The organism is Parafrankia sp. EUN1f, assembly GCF_000177675.1.
GTDB lineage: Bacteria > Actinomycetota > Actinomycetes > Frankiales > Frankiaceae > Parafrankia.
Map to the genome: position 1 here is coordinate 70,975 of NZ_ADGX01000004.1, position 15,134 is coordinate 86,108.

The following is a 15,134-nucleotide window of genomic DNA, read 5'->3' on the forward strand; positions in this document are numbered from 1 at the left end:
TGGAAACTCTAGCCTGAGTTTCCAACCAGGAAAGGAGTGCGTGATGGGTGAGGTGTCTGCGAACGAGGCCCGGGCGGCCCTGGTCGCCGTCGAGCAGGGCCGGCGCAGTGTGGTCGAGCGGATCGCTGTGCCGGCCTGGTACTGGTGGTTTGTCGCGGCGGGCTGGGTGGCACTCGGCGCGGTGGCGGATCTGGGGCCCGCGTGGGCGACGACGGTCGCGACCGTGGCGTTCGGCGCGCTGCACTCCAGCGTGGCGCCGAGGGTGGTGCACGGCCGGCGCGGCAGCGCCGCGCTCAGCGTCCGGGCGGACGTCGTGGGTCGCCCGGTCGCGGCCGCGGTGCTCGGGGGGCTTGTCCTGCTCGCCGGCGTCACGGTCGCGGCGGCGTTCGCGCTGTCCGCCGACGGCTGTGGGCATCCGGCGACCTGGGCGGGTGTGTTCGTCGCCGTCATCGTGCTGCTGGGTGGGCCGATGCTGCTGTCGCGGGTCCGGCGCGCGGCGCAGGTGGCGGGCGCCCGGTGACCGAGGCTCGCTTCGACGAGATCATCCACCCGGGCACCCGGCTGTCCATCGTCTCGCTGCTCGCCGCGGCCGACTGGGTTGAGTTCGCCTACATCCGCGATGAGCTCGGGCTGTCTGATTCAGCGCTGTCCAAGCAGCTGTCCACGCTGCAGGAGGCCGGCTACGTCGACCTTGACCGTGAGACGCGCGGGCAGCGCCGCCGGATGCGCGCCCTGTTGACGCCGGAGGGCCGGGCCGCGTTCCGGGGGCATGTGGCGGCCCTGCGCGCGATCGTCGCCGCCGCGGATGCGCGGGAAACCTTCTGAGGCTCGGCAGGCAGGCGGGAACGGTCTGGCGTGGAGGCGGGCTTCTGGCGTCGAAACGGAGTCGGGTGCCTGACAACGGAACGCGCTTCTGGCGGACGGCGCGAACTGATATTCATGTTGCATCATTTGCTTTGCGATTCGACGGTCTGTCGATTCGCGTCCGGCTCGAGGAGCCTGAATGCGCTTCCGGTCCTGGCGATCCCGTGCGGGAATCGCCGTCCTCGCCCTGCTCGGCATCTATCTGCTGGTCCTCGGGTTCAGCGCGCTGGGCTCCTTCGACCGTACGAACGGTGGCGAGGTGGCCGTCGTGCGCAACGGAGGCCCACTCGACAACCACCGGATCCGGCAGGTCATTCAGCCGGCATCCGGACGCGTCTGGGTCGGCCTCTACTCCGACGTGCACAAATACCCTGCCCAGCAGCGCTTCTACACGATCACTGCGAACGAGGGGCAGGGCGACCGGCCTGACCACGAGGTCGTCCGGGTGCCGTCGAAGGACGGCGTCGAAATGGGCATCGAGGGGACGCTGTATTTCTCCCTCAACACCGACCCGGACGTCCTACGGACCTTCGATGACAAGTTCGGCACCCGCAAGTTCCGGCTGCTCTCCGACGGCAGGCAGTATGCGCCCTATGACGGTGACAACGGCTGGTCCGCCTTCCTGGACACGATCATCCGGCCGGTCATCGACAACGACCTGCGTGAGCAGATAAACACCTTCGACTGCGCCCAGCTGGTCTCCTCGTGCGCGTTGGTGCAGCTCGGAGCGAACCAGGCCGTGAACCCGGACTCCGTGACGGGAACCACGCCCACCGGTCCGGTGGAATCGTCCAACGGGAACATCGCCGCGGTGCAGAAGGCGATCAACGAGTCGCTCGCCCGCGATCTGGAATCGACCCTGGGCGAGGCGTTCCTGGTCGACCTGAAGTTCAATCTTGTTCGGATCACCCTGCCGACCCAGGTGCAGGAGGCGGTGAACAAGGCGCAGGCGGCGTTCGCCGGTGTGAGCGAGGCCCAGGCCCGCGTCGCCCAGGCCCGCGCCGACGCCGAGGCGAACAAGATCCACCAGTCCGGCTACGCGGCCTGCCCGGCGTGCGCGGCCATCGACGAGCTCAAGGCCATCCCGCCGAACGTGACGACGTTCGCTCCCGGAGCGGGCTTCGCGATCACTTCGCCCTGAGAGACCCGGCCGGGCCAGGCCTGCCGGACCAGGCGCAGCCAGGCCTGGTCCAGCACCAGATCAGACGCTGATGTAGGCCGCGAGGTGTTCGCCGGTGAGGGTGGAGCGGGCGGCGACGAGGTCGGCCGGGGTGCCCTCGAAGACGACGCGACCTCCGTCGTGGCCGGCACCGGGGCCGAGATCGATGATCCAGTCCGCGCGGGCCATGACGGCCTGGTGATGCTCGATCACGATGACCGACCGGCCGGCGTCGACAAGCCGGTCGAGCAGGCCGAGCAGTTGCTCGACGTCGGCCAGGTGCAGGCCGGTGGTCGGTTCGTCGAGAACGTAGACGCCGCCGTCACTGGCCATCTGGGTGGCCAGCCGCAGCCGTTGCCGCTCACCGCCGGACAGGGTGGTGAGCGGCTGGCCGAGGCTCAGGTAGCCCAGGCCGACGTCGCCGAGCCGCGCCAGGATCCGGTGCGCGGCCGGGGTCCGCGCCTCGCCGGCGCCGAAGAACTCGGTGGCCTCCGCCACCGACATCGCGAGCACCTCGCTGATGTCGCGGCCGCCGAGATGGTGCTCCAGCACGGACGCCTGGTAGCGCCGCCCCTCGCACTCCTCGCAGAGGCTGGCGACGCCGGCCATCATCCCCAGGTCGGTGTAGACGACGCCGACGCCGTTGCAGGTGGGGCAGGCGCCCTCGGAGTTGGCGCTGAACAGCGCCGGCTTCACCCCGTTGGCCTTCGCGAACGCCTTGCGGATCGGGTCGAGCAGCCCGGTGTACGTCGCCGGGTTGCTGCGGCGGGAGCCGCGGATCGCGCTCTGGTCGATCGACACCACCCCCGCGCCGGGCGGGATCGACCCGTGCACGAGTGAGCTCTTGCCGGAACCGGCGACGCCGGTGACGACGACGAGCACCCCGAGCGGGATGTCGACGTCCACGTCGCGCAGGTTGTGCGTCGCCGCCCCGCGGATCGCCAGCTGGCCGGTGGGTGTGCGCACCGAGTCCTTGAGCACGGTGCGGTCGTCGAGGTGGCGGCCGGTGACGGTGTCGCTGGCGCGCAGCTCGTCGAGGGTGCCCTCGAAGCAGACGCTGCCGCCCGCCGAACCCGCGCCGGGGCCGAGGTCGACGACGTGGTCGGCGATCGCGATCGTCTCCGGCTTGTGCTCCACGACAAGCACCGTGTTGCCCTTGTCGCGCAGCCGCAGCAGCAGCTGGTTCATCCGCTCGATGTCATGCGGGTGCAGGCCGATGGTCGGCTCGTCGAAGACATAGGTGACGTCGGTGAGCGAGGAGCCGAGATGACGGATCATCTTGACCCGCTGCGCCTCACCGCCGGACAGCGTGCCCGACGGCCGGTCGAGGGAGAGGTAGCCCAGCCCGATCTCCACGAACGCGTCGAGGGCGTGCGCCAGCGCCGCGAGCAGCGGCGCCACGGACGGCTCGTCGAGGCCGCGGACCCAGTCGGCCAGGTCGCTGATCTGCATCGCGCAGGCGTCGGCGATGCTGATCCCGCCGGACCCGTCAGCCCCGTCAGCCCCGCCGATCCGGGACGACCGGGCCGCTTCGCTGAGCCGGGTGCCGTCGCACTCGGGGCAGGTGGTGAAGGTGACGGCCCGCTCCACGAACGCGCGGACATGCGGCTGCAGGGAGTCGACGTCCTTGGCGAGGAACGACTTCTGGATGCGGGGGACCAGACCCTCGTAGGTCAGGTTGATGTTGTCGACCTTGATGCGGCGGGCCTCGCCGTACAGGAACTCCTCGCGTTGCCTCTTGGTGAACCTGGCGACCGGGACGTCCGCGGGAACCACCGCGGCGAAGATGCGCCCGTACCAGCCGTCAGCGCTGAAGCCCGGGACGGTGATCGCTCCCTCCTTCAGCGACTTCGACTCGTCGAACAGCTGGGTGAGGTCGATGTCGGTGACCGCGCCCCGACCCTCACAGCGCGGGCACATGCCGCCGGTGCGGGTAAAGGTCTTCGTCACCGTCTTGCTGTTACCGCGCTCGACCGTCATCGCACCGCTCGCCCGGACGGACGGCACGTTGAACGAATACGCGTTCGGCGGCCCGGCATGCGGCTGCCCGAGCCGGCTGAACAGGATGCGCAGCATCGCGCCCGTGCCGGTGGCGGTGCCGACGGTGGAACGGGGGTCGGCACCCATCCGCTGCTGGTCGACGATGATCGCGGTCGTCAGGCCTTCGAGGACGTCCACCTCGGGCCGGGCCACCGTCGGCATGAAACCCTGGACGAAGGCGCTGTACGTCTCGTTGATCATCCGCTGCGACTCGGCGGCGATCGTGCCGAACACCAGCGAGCTCTTGCCCGAGCCGGAGACCCCGGTGAACACCGTGAGCCTGCGTTTCGGGATCTCGACGCTGACATCCTTGAGGTTGTTCACCCGCGCGCCCTGCACGCGGATCAGATCATGGCTGTCGGCGACGTGCGGCGCGGGTTCAGGTGCGGGCGAGGACGTTTCTGATTTCGCGGCCGTGGTCAACGTGCCTCCAAACAGAGCTGGGCGTGCAGGGCGTGCGTCGCACGGGACTATTTCTTCTGTCAGCTTCTTCTGTCAGCGGGTCTCGTTGACGCGGACCATGTTGCCCGCGGGATCACGCACGGCGAAGTCGCGCACCCCGTACGGCTGCTCGGTCGGCTCCTGGACGATCTCGACATCGCCGGACTGCAGTCGTTCGAAGGCGCCGTCCAGGTCCTTGGTGGCCAGGACGATCATGGCGTAGGTGCCCTTCGCCATCATCTCGTGGACGACGCGGCGCTCGTCGTCGGTGACGCCCGGGTCGACGACCGGCGGGTGCAGCACGATCGAGGTGCCCGGCTGGCCCGCGGGGCCGACCGTGATCCAGCGCATCGTGCCACCGCCGACGTCGTTGCGGACCTCGAAGCCGAGGACGTCGCGGTAGAACGCCAGCGAGGCCTCCGGGTCGGTGTGCGGCAGGAAGCTGGAGTGAATGGTGATGTCCATGGCCCTCACGCTAGGTGCGGCTCCATGACCTGCGCTTCTCGATTCCTGACCGGTCTGCTCCGGACGGGCCTGCTCACCTGCTTCTCGACGCAGGACGGCAAGCCCGCGATCTCCGTGGCCGGCGTGCCTGTGGCCGGAGTGCTCGTGGCCGCCGCGCCTGCGGCGTCGATCCGCGATCTCGCCTCCGCCTCGGCGGCCTGGCGCCGGTAGACGCTCGGCGGCACCCCGACCAGCTCGGTGAACCTGGTGCTGAAAGTGCCCAGTGACGAACACCCGACCGCGAAGCAGACGTCGGTGACGCTGAGATCACCACGGCGCAGCAGTGCCATGGCGCGTTCGATGCGCCGGGTCATCAGGTAGGCGTACGGAGCCTCGCCATAGGCAAGGCGGAACTGGCGGCTGAGGTGCCCGGCCGACATGTGCACGCCACGGGCGAGCGCCTCGACGTCCAGCGGCTGCGCGTACTCCCGGTCGATCCGGTCGCGGACGCGCCGCAGTCGCGCAAGGTCACGGAGCCGCTCCAGCTCGCGCATCTGCTGCGCCGCGGCGGGTCTGCTCGTCACCCCTGAAATCGTGCCACGTCCCGCCGGAGTTACCTAGCGCCGCCCCCGGCGGGCCCGCGGTGCCCGACAGGTTCACCGGCACAGGCCACGGACGCGGGCCTGCCCGGGTGACTGGACATCGGAAAGAAGGTGCGCACAGCGGGCGGATGGGGCGCTAGAATCACGACTGCATTGACAGGGGGCATGGTGCACATCGTTCGTCTGTACCTGAAGGTGCTGTGTTGGATGGGTCTGCCAACCGGTTTGCTCATCGGTTTCATGTCTGGCCAGGTGCAGGTCGGGGTTGCTGAAGGGCTGGCCATTTCGGCCGCGTTCGGCAGCATCACCCTGTACAGGCATCGGGGGCTGGGTGGCGGCGACTACTCGCCCCGGGTCACTTCGGTTGTTCACGTGCCCGCGGATTCCGTGTTGGTGCACCAGCGGGTACTGGAAGCCCTCCCTGCTCTGCGGGCGCGGGTCGTCGCCGACGACGGTGGGCACATCGTCGCGCGCACCCGGGTGAACAGGCACACCCGGGGCGAGCGAATCACGGTAGACGTCCGTCCGAGCACGGATGACACCGAGGTGACGGTCCGCAGCGTCCCGCGCGCCAGATGGGCGCCCGTCGACATTTACGCCAGGGGCCGCCGCAATGTCGAGGCCGTGGTCCGCGCTCTGGGCACCGACCTCACCGGCGAGGTCGGTGCTGTCGGGTCGAAGTGAGCAGGAGGACTTCGTCTCCTACATGGCTGTCGATGCCGGCTGGGCGGGGTGGTTCCCCTGGCAGCTGGAGGACGCCGGACACCGGGTGCTGATCCAGAAGTGGGATTTTGTTCCGGGTTCAAACTCTCGTTTTCGGCTACAAGGCCGGTTGCTTTCTGCGGATGGTCGAGGTGGCGGGCGGCCTGTCGGCGGCCAGCCCCTTTTCTCTGACGACGAGCTCGATGTGGCGCGGGGCCGCCTGTGGCAGTACGGTTTTCATATCGACGCCTGACAGCCGCGTTCGGCACGACATCGACCGGGGGGCATGATGCAGGTCGTTCGTCTCTACCTGAAACTGATGTTCTTGACGGGTCTGCCGTTCGGTTTGTTCACCGGGCTGGCATCCGGCCAGGTGCAGGTCGGGCTTGTGGCAGGGCTGTTCTTCGGGCTGGCCATGTCGGCGGTGCTTGGCAGCATCACCCTGTACGGGCATCGGGGGCTGGGTGGTGACTTCTCGCCCCGGGTCACTTCGGTTGTCCGCGTGCCCGCGGATTCAGCGGTGATTCATCGGCGGGTGCTGGAAGTCCTTCCCGCTCTGCGTGCGCGGGTCGTCGCCGACGACAGCGGGCACGTCGTCGCGCGCACCCGGGTGGACATGCGGACCTGGGGTGAGCGAATCACGGTGGATCTCCGTCCGAGCACGGACGGTACCGAGGTGACGGTCCGCAGCGTCCCACGCGTCAGGTGGACACTCATCGACTACGGCAGGGGCCGCCGCAACGTCGAGGCCCTGGTCCGCGCTCTGGGCGCCGACCTCACAGGCGGAGTCGGAACGACCAGGCCGGTGTGAACGAGGCCGGCGCGTGGCTGTTGGGGGCCGGGGTCAGTGCTCGTGGACGCCGAGCTCGGCGAGCAGCAGCCGGTGGAACTCGGCGAAGCCGGGATCGCCCACGGAGCGGGGCCGGGGCAGGTCGATGCGGCGGTCGAGGGAGATCTGCCCGTCGGTGAGGACGACGACGCGGTCGGCGAGCACGATGGCCTCGTCGACGTCATGGGTGACCAGCAGGACGGCCGGGCGGTGCCGGGCGCACAGATCGCCGATGAGCTGGCGCATCCTGATGCGGGTCAGGGCGTCGAGGGCGGCGAACGGCTCGTCGAGCAGCAGCAGCTGCGGTTCCCGGACGAGTGCGCGGGCCAGTGCCACCCGCTGGGCCTGGCCGCCGGAGAGGGTGGCCGGCCAGGCGTTCTCCCAGTCCTCCAGGCCGACCTCGGCGAGTGCGGCCCGGGCGGCGGCCCGGCCGCTTCGCCCGCCGCGGCGCCCGACGACGACGTTGCGCCAGACCCGCTGCGACGGCACCAGCCGGGGTTCCTGGAAGACCACGGTGCGGGTCGGGGGAACCCAGACGCTGCCGCTGTCGGCGGCTTCGAGGCCGGCGAGGATCCGCAGCAGTGTGGTCTTTCCGCTCCCGCTGGCGCCGAGCAGCGCGACGAACTCGCCGGCGTGGATGTCGAGGCCGATCCCGTCGAGGACCGGGCGGGCGAACGCCTTGCGCACGTCCCGGACCCGCACAGTCAGCTGCCCCTCGGCCGCTGATGCTGCCGAGGACGACGGCGCCGCCGAAGCCGAAGGCGAGGTCGGGTCTGAGGTGACGGTCATCTGGCGGCTACTCCTCGGTGCCAGGGCATGAGGACCTTCTCCAGGACACGGACGACGAGGTCGGACAGCAGGCCGAGGATCGCGTAGATCGCCAGCACCACGACCAGGATGTCCACCTGCTGCAGCGACTGCGCCTGGTACATGAGGTAGCCGAGCCCGGCGCTGGAGTTGATCTGTTCGGCGGCGATCAGGGCGAGAACGGAGACGCCCAGGCAGAACCGCAGGCCGGTGAGGATGGACGGCAGCGCCAGCGGGATGATCACCTTGGCGACCAGGCGGGCGCCGCGCAGGCCGAAGACGTCCATCGCCTCGATGACGCGCCGATCGACGTTGCGGACGCCGTTGTAGGTGTTCAGGTACATCGGGAACAGCGTCGCCAGCGAGATCAGCAGCACCTTCGGCGTGTCACCGATGCCGAGCCAGACGATGAACAGCGGCACCACCGCGAGGAACGGGATGGTGCGCAGCATCTGCATGGTCGCGTCGAGCAGTTCCTCGCCGATGCGCCACAGGCCGGCGACCGCGCCGAACAGCAGGCCGAGACTGCCGCCGATGAGCGCGCCGCGCAGCGACAGGCTCAGCGAGACCCACAGCTGGTGGAACAGATGGTCCTCGCTGACCAGGTCACCGAACGTCCTGACGACCTCCGGCGGGGAGACGAGAACGTTGGCGGAGATCCGGCCCGTCTCCGTTCCCCACCACCACAGGCCGAACAGCGCCAGTGGCAGCAGTGCCCGCAGGACGAGCGTGAGGCCCCGGCCGTGCCCGCGCTTCCTGGCCGAGCGCGGCCGGACGAGCCCCGGCGCCGGAGCAACGTCCGAGACCGGAGCGGTTTCCGAGGGCGGAGGGGTGTCCGAGGGCGGAGCGGTCTGCGAGTTCGCAGCGGCTTCGGAGACCGGCGGAGGTGCGGGGGTGGCCTCGGCCACCCCCGCGACGGGTAGATCGGTCATGATCCGGAGGTGGCTTTGGTGACGATTGGGTTGTAGCGGTCGTCGAAGACCTTCGTGGCGTCGACGGTCGACTTCAGCACGCCCTGCTCGGTGAAGAAGTCGGCCTCCGACTGGTGGGCGTCGATGATGGTGCTGTCGATCGGCACGTACTTGAACGGCGCGAGGGTGACGATCTTCCTGGCGATCGCGTCGTCGACCTTGTAGATCGGCTTGACGATCTCGGCGGCCTTGTCCGGGTTGGCGTTGTACCAGTCCTGGGATTTGGCGACCCGGCCGAGGAAGTCGCCGAGGGCGGCGCTGGTCTTCGGGTCGGACAGCGCTCCGTCGCGGGCGACGAGGTAGTTGAACCCGGGCAGCAGCCCAGAGCCGGAGATGAGGACCCGGTCCTGGCCCTTGGCCAGGGTGGTGACCAGCGGCGCGCCGCCGCTGCCGGAGACGTCGACGTCGCCGCGGTCGTAGGCGGCCTGCGCACCCTGCTGGATGTTGACCAGCTCGACGTCCTTCGTCGTCAGGCCGGCCTTCTCCAGCACCCTGCCGATCAGGTACTGCGACACCGTGCCCTGCGAGTTCAGGATCTTCTTGCCCTTGAGATCGGCGATGGTGCGGATCGGGGAGTCGTTCTTGACGATCAGGGCGAAGTTGTACTTCGCCGGGTCGCTGATCTTCGAGACCCCGACGACCTTCACCGGGCTGTTCGCCGCCTGGGCGAAGACGACCGGCGTCTCGCCCATCATGCCCAGGTCGACGTCGCCGCCGGTCTCCGCCGCGATGACCGCGGGGCCGCCCTGGAACTGGCTCCACTCGACCTTGTACGGGGCGTCGTCGAGCACGCCGGCGGCCTCGAGCTGGGACTTGAGGATGTTGTACTGGTCGCCGACGTGCAGCGTGACACCGGTGAGGTCGACGGCGGCTGCGCTGGCACCGGCGGCGGCGGCTGGCGCCGTCGCGTCGGACGTCGCCTCGGTGTCGTCGTCGCTCCCGCAGGCGGCCGCGAACAGTGCCACCAGGGCGACCAGCATGGCGAGCAGCGGGAGTCGGGCGCGGCGGGACCGACGTCCGCCGGAAAGCTGAGTAGTCACAGCAGTTCTTTCAGTGAATGTGTCTGACGAATTGTGTTTGGTGTGGGCTGTGCGGGCTGTGGGGCACGCGGTGCGGGAGGGCCGCGGTGCGCGGGTGGCGTCAGTGGCTGTTGACGGCGAACTCGCTGATGGTCACGCGCTGGAGCGGCCGGGGGGTGTCGCCGAAGTCGATCGAGGCCCGGTGCAGCACCGTGCGGTTGTCCCAGAAGGCGATGTCGCCGGGGCTCCACTTGAACCGCGCGACGTACTCGGCGCGCGAGACGTGCGCGGCGAGCAGGGCGAGGATGCCCTTGCTCTCCTCCTCGCTCAGGCCCTTGATCCGGCGGGCGAAGCCGGTCACGGCGAACAGCATCCGGCGCCCCGTCTCCGGGTGCACCCGCACCAGCGGGTGCTCGACCGGGCGGGCCGCCCAGGAGAGGATCTGGTTGCGCCGTGCCTCGTCGACGTTCGGGCCCCACGCCCAGTCCTGGAAGTTGTCGGCGTAGTGGATCACCGTCAGGTCGTCCACGAGCGTGCGTACCGGCTCGGAGAGGTCGTTGTAGGCGGCCTCCAGGTCGAGGAACAGCGTGTCGCCGCCCACCGGCGGGATCACCGGAAGGGTCAGCAGCGTCGCGAACGGCGGCTCCGGCAGGAAGGCCATGTCGGAGTGCCAGCCCTCGGCGCGGGTCCGGATGCTCTGCTGCATCAGCCACTCGAAGTCGGGGTAGCCGCCCGCGAGCTCCTGGATGGGGTGCGGCGTCAGGTCGCCGAAGTGCTCCGCGAACCGGCCCTGCTGCTCCAGGTCGAGGTGCTGGCCGCGCAGGAAGATCGCCTTGTGGTCGAGCAGGGCCTGGCGGACGAACGCGACGGTCGCGGGGTCGAGCGGTCGGCTGGCGTCGACGCCGTGCACGACCGCGCCGATCGTGGGGTGGATCGGCTCGACTCGGAGCAGGGTGGTGGGAGCCTCGATCGTGGTCACGTCAGCCCTCCGCGGGGTCCGTCGATGCGTCGGATAATTCCGATCGGATTGGTGAAGTAGCGTGTTGCAATATCGCAACCCGCCTCCTCGTCTGTCAAGGCTGCCGGTAGACGCTGGTAGTGAGCCGGTAGGCGGCTGGGGCGACTCGGGCAGACTGTCGGGTGTCGACCACGCCATGGCCCTGAGTGAGGAGCGATGACGGCGCGCAACACGGCTATCTCCGCCGACACCCGTAGCGATCGGGTGTCACCACCGACGCGACGGGTGATCCGCATCCTGGAGCTTCTCGGTGCTCACCCGGACCGCTCGTGGACACTCGCGGAGGTCGCCCGGGAGCTCGGCCTCGTCCCGAGCACGGCGCTGGCGATCCTCAATGAGCTGCGTCACTCGGCGCTGGTGGTCCGGGACGAATCCGACAAGAGCTACACACCGGGGCCCGCGCTCCTCGCCCTCGGCAAGGCCGCGGACGCCAGGTTCCCGGCCCTGCGCGCGCTCGCCCACCAGCTCGAACCGCTCAGCCGGTCACTCGGCTACGGGTGCTCGATCCACATGCGCGACCACGACGAGCTCGTCATGGCGCACCGTTTCGGCCCGTCGGAGCGCTTCGTCGAGGCGGTGATCGGCGTCCGGTACCCCTTCGCGCCCCCGTTCGGCCTGCTGATCACCGCCTGGGCGTCGGACGAGGACCGCGCGGCCTGGCAGGCCCGCACACCGCGGGTCGCGCGGCATCTGGACCTGCCCGATCTGCTGGCCCACACCCGGCACCGCGGCTTCGGCGTCGAGGGGATCGGCCTGCTCACGCCGAGCGCGATCCTCTCGGTGATCGCCGATCTGGACGACGATGCGGCGGCCGGTCCGGGGCGCACCGCCGTGCCCGCCGCCGCATCCGTCCCCGCCGACGGGCCCGCGGGCGAGCCCGCCCCTTCCAACCCGGAGGACATCCAGTACGGCTACGGGCCGATCGCCGAGGACGAGTCGTATGTCGTCGGCCTGATCGGGGCACCGGTGTTCGACAGCTCGGCGCGGACCCGGTTCATCGTCTTTCTGCATCTGGGGGGTGAGGCGTTGCCCGGTGCCAGGGTCAACGCCATCGGAGCCGCGCTCGCCGCAAGGACAGCGGAGGCGACCCGCCGCCTGCACGGCGTGTTCCCACCCGACTACCCGGACTGGACGTAACGATCGCTCACCTCGTGGGGGAGAAGGCGGGGTCGCCGTGGCTGCGGGATGTCCGTGCTGTGGGCCGGTCAAACGGTGAACCGGTCGTCCGGGAGGTGGTGGAGCGGCTAGGATCGGAAGTGAGCGTTTACGCACTACTGCTGACGCCGCTGCACCGCTGACGTGACGACGGCGAGAACCAGGAGCTCACGATGCCGAGGCCGAACTGGCAGCTGCTTGGGGACCCCGAACCGCAGGAGCGCAGCTACTCGATCGTCTCCGTCGATGATCACCTCACCGAGCCGGCCGACGTCTTCGTCGGGCGGTTCCCGGCGAAGCTGCGTGACTGGGCACCCCAGGTGATCACGACGCCCGACGGCTCGGAGGCCTGGCTCTACCGCGACCGGCTCTACCGCGACAACGGGATGAGCGTCGTCGCCGGGCGCCCGAAGTCGCAGTGGACCCTCGACCCGCTGAACTTCGACGAGATGCGCCGGTCGGCGTGGGACGTCCACGCCCGGGTGAAGGACATGGATCTCGACGGCATCTGGGCGTCGCTGTGCTTCCCGTCCGGGGCATGGGGTTTCACCGGCCGGGTGCTGTCGATGAACAACGACACCGAGGTCGGGCTCGCCGCGATCCGGGCCTGGAACAGCTGGATGATCGAGGAGTGGCACGGCGCGTACCCGGAGCGCTTCATCCCGATGCAGCTGCCCTGGCTGAAGGATCCGAAGATCGCCGCCGAGGAGATCCGGCGCAACGCCGAGCTCGGCTTCACGTCGGTGTCGTTCCTGGAGTCCCCGCACCTGCTCAAGCTGCCGCCGATCACGAACCACCAGCACTGGGAGCCGTTCTTCAAGGCGTGCGAGGAGACCGACACGGTCATCTCGCTGCACTGCGGGGCGAGTGGCTTCGTCCTGCAGGGCTCGCCCGGTGGCGGGCTGAACGTGCAGACGTCGCTGTTCCCGGCCGGCGCGTACTGCGCCGCCATCGACTGGGTGTGGGCGGGCATCCCGGCGCTGTACCCGAACATCAAGATCGCGTTGAGCGAGGGTGGCATCGGGTGGGTGCCGATGGCCATCAACCGCCTCGACTACGTGATGGAGCACTCCGGCGGCGGTGGCACACCGTGGACGTATGACCTGACGCCGAGTGAGGTACTGCGCCGCAACTTCTACTTCTGCATGCTGGACGACCCCGGCACCCTCGACCAGCGGCACATGATCGGGATCGACCACATCCTGTTCGAGACGGACTTCCCGCACGCCGACTCGACCTGGCCGAACTCGCAGGACCTGCTGCGCAAGCGCTTCGCGGACCTGCCGCGGCACGAGGCCGTGCTGATCGCCGGTGGCAACGCCGCCAGGCTGTTCCGCCACCCGCTGCCCACCGGTGACGACTGGCCGGCCCTCCTCCCGTAGCCGGTAGCCCGCCGCCCGCCGCCCGCGGTCGCGGGCAGCGGGGCAGCGGGGCGCCTCAGTCGCCCGAACAGTTTTCTGATGGGGTGTCAGGAAATGGTTCGGGTGCCCTGTACGCGAATAAGAACCTGTTCTAGTCTGTCGGGGTGTCCGCCGGCCGACCAGACGGGCGGGCGCGCGTCGCAGGACTGAGCGAGGAGGCCGGTTCGCATGGGTTCCGACAACCGCCTGTTCATCGGAGGAAAGTGGGTCCCGTCGGCGGGGGAGGGCTTCGTCGATGTCATCAGCCCCGCGTCGGAGGACGTGATAGGCCAGATTCCGTCGGTCGCCCGCGCCGATATCGACGCGGCCGTGGCGGCCGCCCGCACGGCATTCGACAGCGGCCCCTGGAAGAACACCGACGGCGCGGCCCGGGCCGACGCTCTCGCCCGGATCTCGGCACAGATCAGCGCCCGCTCCGAGGAGTTCGCCCGCACGATCAGCAACGAGATAGGCGCGCCCATCACCTTCTCGCGCCTGGGCCAGGTGCTGGCCGCCACCATGGTCGCCGACTATTACGCGGAACTCGGCAGAAACACCGCCTGGGAGGAGACCCGGGCCGGGCTGCTCGGGCCGTCCGTGGTGCGCCGAACTCCGGTCGGTGTGGTCGCCGCCATCGTTCCCTGGAACGTCCCCGTCTACGCCACCATGCTCAAGCTCGCGCCCGCGATCGTCGCCGGCTGCACCGTCGTGCTGAAACCGGCTCAGGAGGCCGCGCTGTCGGCCCGGCTTCTCGGCGAGGTGCTGGAGGAGGTCGGCCTTCCCCCGGGTGTGGTGAACATCTTGCCGGCCGACCGTGTGGTCGGCGAGTATCTCGTCACCCATCCCGGTGTCGACAAGGTCAGCTTCACCGGCAGCACGGCGGTGGGCCGCCACATCGCGTCCCTGTGCGGGCAGCGGCTGCGCCGGGTGACCCTTGAGCTCGGCGGCAAGTCGGCGGCGATCCTCCTTCCCGACGTGGACCTGGCGGCGGCCGTCCCGGCCCTGCTCGGCGCGGGCCTGATGAACAGCGGTCAGGCGTGCGTCGCGCAGACCCGCGTCCTCGCCCCGCGCGACCGCTACGACGAGGTGGTGGAAGCGCTTGTCGCCGGTGTCGAGGGAGTGAAGGTCGGCGCGCCGCTCGACGAGGAGACGCAGGTCGGGCCGCTGGTGAGCGCCCGGCAGCGTGGGCGCGTCGAGGAGTACCTGGCCGCCGGGGTGGCCGAGGGCGCCAAGGTCGCGGTGGGCGGTGGGCGCCCGGCCGACCTCGACCGCGGATGGTACGTGGAGCCGACCTTGTTCGTCGGCGTCGAGAACGGGATGCGGATCGCCCAGGAGGAGATCTTCGGCCCGGTGCTCTCCGTGATCGAGTACGACGGTGTGGACGACGCGGTGCGCCTCGCGAACGACTCGAACTACGGCCTGTCCGGATCCGTCTGGACGGCGGATCACGACACCGGCCTCGCCGTCGCCCGCCAGGTGCGGACGGGGACCTTCAACGTCAACACCTTCATGCTCGAGAACTGCGCGCCCTTCGGCGGCTTCAAGGATTCGGGGCTGGGCCGTGAGCTCGGGCCGGAAGGCCTCGCGGCCTATATCGAGTACCAGACCGTGAACATGCCGGCGGAATGGGCCGGAAGCTGACCGGGCCCACCCTTTCCGCAGGCGGCATGACGTCCTGGCACA

The 15,134-nt window shown here is 69.7% G+C and carries 16 protein-coding genes; 9 read left to right on the plus strand and 7 right to left on the minus strand.

All coding sequences use genetic code 11. The features are described 5' to 3' along the window. Positions 1 to 43 precede the first annotated feature (43 nt). The 3 genes from FREUN1FDRAFT_RS01940 (at position 44) to FREUN1FDRAFT_RS01950 (ending at position 2,005) form a co-directional block, all read left to right on the plus strand. A complete protein-coding gene (locus FREUN1FDRAFT_RS01940; protein ID WP_006538246.1) occupies positions 44 to 520 on the plus strand; it encodes a hypothetical protein in 477 nt (158 codons plus the stop codon). Further along, positions 517 to 825 (plus strand): transcriptional regulator, encoded by a 309-nt coding sequence (locus FREUN1FDRAFT_RS01945; protein WP_006538247.1) that lies wholly within the window; start codon positions 517 to 519, stop codon positions 823 to 825. Before FREUN1FDRAFT_RS01940 ends, FREUN1FDRAFT_RS01945 begins: the two co-directional genes overlap by 4 nt. A gap of 178 nt (positions 826 to 1,003) precedes the next feature. Continuing rightward, complete coding sequence (locus tag FREUN1FDRAFT_RS01950) at positions 1,004 to 2,005, plus strand: SPFH domain-containing protein (protein WP_006538248.1); 1,002 nt, start codon at positions 1,004 to 1,006, stop codon at positions 2,003 to 2,005. Between the two features lie 60 nt (positions 2,006 to 2,065). Here FREUN1FDRAFT_RS01950 and FREUN1FDRAFT_RS01955 read toward each other — a convergent pair whose 3' ends face one another. The 3 genes from FREUN1FDRAFT_RS01955 to FREUN1FDRAFT_RS01965 form a co-directional block, all read right to left on the minus strand. Continuing rightward, positions 2,066 to 4,486: an excinuclease ABC subunit UvrA gene (locus FREUN1FDRAFT_RS01955; protein WP_006538249.1), complete on the minus strand. Its 2,421-nt coding sequence runs from the start codon at positions 4,484 to 4,486 to the stop codon at positions 2,066 to 2,068. Between the two features lie 72 nt (positions 4,487 to 4,558). Then, on the minus strand, positions 4,559 to 4,969 hold the full coding sequence (locus FREUN1FDRAFT_RS01960; protein ID WP_006538250.1) for a VOC family protein: 411 nt from the start codon (positions 4,967 to 4,969) through the stop codon (positions 4,559 to 4,561). A 5-nt stretch (positions 4,970 to 4,974) separates the two neighbouring features. Beyond that, entirely contained in the window at positions 4,975 to 5,502 is a 528-nt protein-coding gene (locus tag FREUN1FDRAFT_RS01965) for a helix-turn-helix transcriptional regulator (RefSeq protein ID WP_006538251.1), read from the minus strand. 255 nt (positions 5,503 to 5,757) lie between these two features. Here FREUN1FDRAFT_RS01965 and FREUN1FDRAFT_RS01970 point away from each other — a divergent pair, with 255 nt between their 5' ends. The 3 genes from FREUN1FDRAFT_RS01970 (at position 5,758) to FREUN1FDRAFT_RS01975 (ending at position 7,063) form a co-directional block, all read left to right on the plus strand. Further along, on the plus strand, positions 5,758 to 6,234 hold the full coding sequence (locus FREUN1FDRAFT_RS01970) for a hypothetical protein (protein WP_232294999.1): 477 nt from the start codon (positions 5,758 to 5,760) through the stop codon (positions 6,232 to 6,234). Positions 6,235 to 6,256: 22 nt separating this feature from the next. After that, positions 6,257 to 6,505: a toll/interleukin-1 receptor domain-containing protein gene (locus tag FREUN1FDRAFT_RS40920; RefSeq protein WP_232295000.1), complete on the plus strand. Its 249-nt coding sequence runs from the start codon at positions 6,257 to 6,259 to the stop codon at positions 6,503 to 6,505. Positions 6,506 to 6,571: 66 nt separating this feature from the next. After that, positions 6,572 to 7,063, plus strand: a complete 492-nt coding sequence (locus FREUN1FDRAFT_RS01975) for a hypothetical protein (RefSeq protein WP_232295001.1) — start codon at positions 6,572 to 6,574, stop codon at positions 7,061 to 7,063. A 33-nt stretch (positions 7,064 to 7,096) separates the two neighbouring features. Here the strand turns inward: FREUN1FDRAFT_RS01975 and FREUN1FDRAFT_RS01980 are convergent, their stop codons facing one another. The 4 genes from FREUN1FDRAFT_RS01980 to FREUN1FDRAFT_RS01995 form a co-directional block, all read right to left on the minus strand. After that, complete coding sequence (locus FREUN1FDRAFT_RS01980; RefSeq protein ID WP_006538255.1) at positions 7,097 to 7,870, minus strand: ABC transporter ATP-binding protein; 774 nt, start codon at positions 7,868 to 7,870, stop codon at positions 7,097 to 7,099. Beyond that, positions 7,867 to 8,820 carry an ABC transporter permease gene (locus tag FREUN1FDRAFT_RS01985; protein ID WP_006538256.1) on the minus strand — a complete coding sequence of 318 codons (954 nt, stop codon included), beginning with the start codon at positions 8,818 to 8,820 and terminating at the stop codon, positions 7,867 to 7,869. Before FREUN1FDRAFT_RS01985 ends, FREUN1FDRAFT_RS01980 begins: the two co-directional genes overlap by 4 nt. Beyond that, on the minus strand, positions 8,817 to 9,899 hold the full coding sequence (locus FREUN1FDRAFT_RS01990; protein ID WP_232295002.1) for an ABC transporter substrate-binding protein: 1,083 nt from the start codon (positions 9,897 to 9,899) through the stop codon (positions 8,817 to 8,819). The genes FREUN1FDRAFT_RS01985 and FREUN1FDRAFT_RS01990 overlap by 4 nt, the downstream gene beginning before the upstream one ends. Before the next feature lie 100 nt (positions 9,900 to 9,999). After that, on the minus strand, positions 10,000 to 10,857 hold the full coding sequence (locus FREUN1FDRAFT_RS01995) for a TauD/TfdA family dioxygenase (protein WP_006538258.1): 858 nt from the start codon (positions 10,855 to 10,857) through the stop codon (positions 10,000 to 10,002). A 195-nt stretch (positions 10,858 to 11,052) separates the two neighbouring features. Here FREUN1FDRAFT_RS01995 and FREUN1FDRAFT_RS02000 point away from each other — a divergent pair, with 195 nt between their 5' ends. The 3 genes from FREUN1FDRAFT_RS02000 (at position 11,053) to FREUN1FDRAFT_RS02010 (ending at position 15,092) form a co-directional block, all read left to right on the plus strand. Further along, positions 11,053 to 12,033: a helix-turn-helix domain-containing protein gene (locus tag FREUN1FDRAFT_RS02000; RefSeq protein ID WP_006538259.1), complete on the plus strand. Its 981-nt coding sequence runs from the start codon at positions 11,053 to 11,055 to the stop codon at positions 12,031 to 12,033. A 191-nt stretch (positions 12,034 to 12,224) separates the two neighbouring features. Then, positions 12,225 to 13,433, plus strand: coding sequence for an amidohydrolase family protein (locus FREUN1FDRAFT_RS02005; protein ID WP_006538260.1), 1,209 nt, complete (start codon positions 12,225 to 12,227; stop codon positions 13,431 to 13,433). 207 nt (positions 13,434 to 13,640) lie between these two features. Then, positions 13,641 to 15,092 carry an aldehyde dehydrogenase gene (locus tag FREUN1FDRAFT_RS02010; protein ID WP_006538261.1) on the plus strand — a complete coding sequence of 484 codons (1,452 nt, stop codon included), beginning with the start codon at positions 13,641 to 13,643 and terminating at the stop codon, positions 15,090 to 15,092. The last annotated feature ends 42 nt before the right edge of the window (positions 15,093 to 15,134 follow it).

What these genes read in the sequence shown, in the direction of transcription:
- FREUN1FDRAFT_RS01960 (WP_006538250.1), bottom strand. Translation starts at nt 4,969, where the DNA reads ATGGACATCACCATTCACTCCAGCTTCCTGCCGCACACCGACCCGGAG.
- FREUN1FDRAFT_RS01985 (WP_006538256.1), bottom strand. Translation starts at nt 8,820, where the DNA reads ATGACCGATCTACCCGTCGCGGGGGTGGCCGAGGCCACCCCCGCACCT.
- FREUN1FDRAFT_RS01965 (WP_006538251.1), bottom strand. Translation starts at nt 5,502, where the DNA reads ATGCGCGAGCTGGAGCGGCTCCGTGACCTTGCGCGACTGCGGCGCGTC.
- FREUN1FDRAFT_RS01950 (WP_006538248.1), top strand. Translation starts at nt 1,004, where the DNA reads ATGCGCTTCCGGTCCTGGCGATCCCGTGCGGGAATCGCCGTCCTCGCC.
- FREUN1FDRAFT_RS02005 (WP_006538260.1), top strand. Translation starts at nt 12,225, where the DNA reads ATGCCGAGGCCGAACTGGCAGCTGCTTGGGGACCCCGAACCGCAGGAG.
- FREUN1FDRAFT_RS01975 (WP_232295001.1), top strand. Translation starts at nt 6,572, where the DNA reads ATGTTCTTGACGGGTCTGCCGTTCGGTTTGTTCACCGGGCTGGCATCC.
- FREUN1FDRAFT_RS02010 (WP_006538261.1), top strand. Translation starts at nt 13,641, where the DNA reads ATGGGTTCCGACAACCGCCTGTTCATCGGAGGAAAGTGGGTCCCGTCG.
- FREUN1FDRAFT_RS01980 (WP_006538255.1), bottom strand. Translation starts at nt 7,870, where the DNA reads ATGACCGTCACCTCAGACCCGACCTCGCCTTCGGCTTCGGCGGCGCCG.
- FREUN1FDRAFT_RS02000 (WP_006538259.1), top strand. Translation starts at nt 11,053, where the DNA reads ATGACGGCGCGCAACACGGCTATCTCCGCCGACACCCGTAGCGATCGG.
- FREUN1FDRAFT_RS01940 (WP_006538246.1), top strand. Translation starts at nt 44, where the DNA reads ATGGGTGAGGTGTCTGCGAACGAGGCCCGGGCGGCCCTGGTCGCCGTC.
- FREUN1FDRAFT_RS40920 (WP_232295000.1), top strand. Translation starts at nt 6,257, where the DNA reads ATGGCTGTCGATGCCGGCTGGGCGGGGTGGTTCCCCTGGCAGCTGGAG.
- FREUN1FDRAFT_RS01970 (WP_232294999.1), top strand. Translation starts at nt 5,758, where the DNA reads ATGGGTCTGCCAACCGGTTTGCTCATCGGTTTCATGTCTGGCCAGGTG.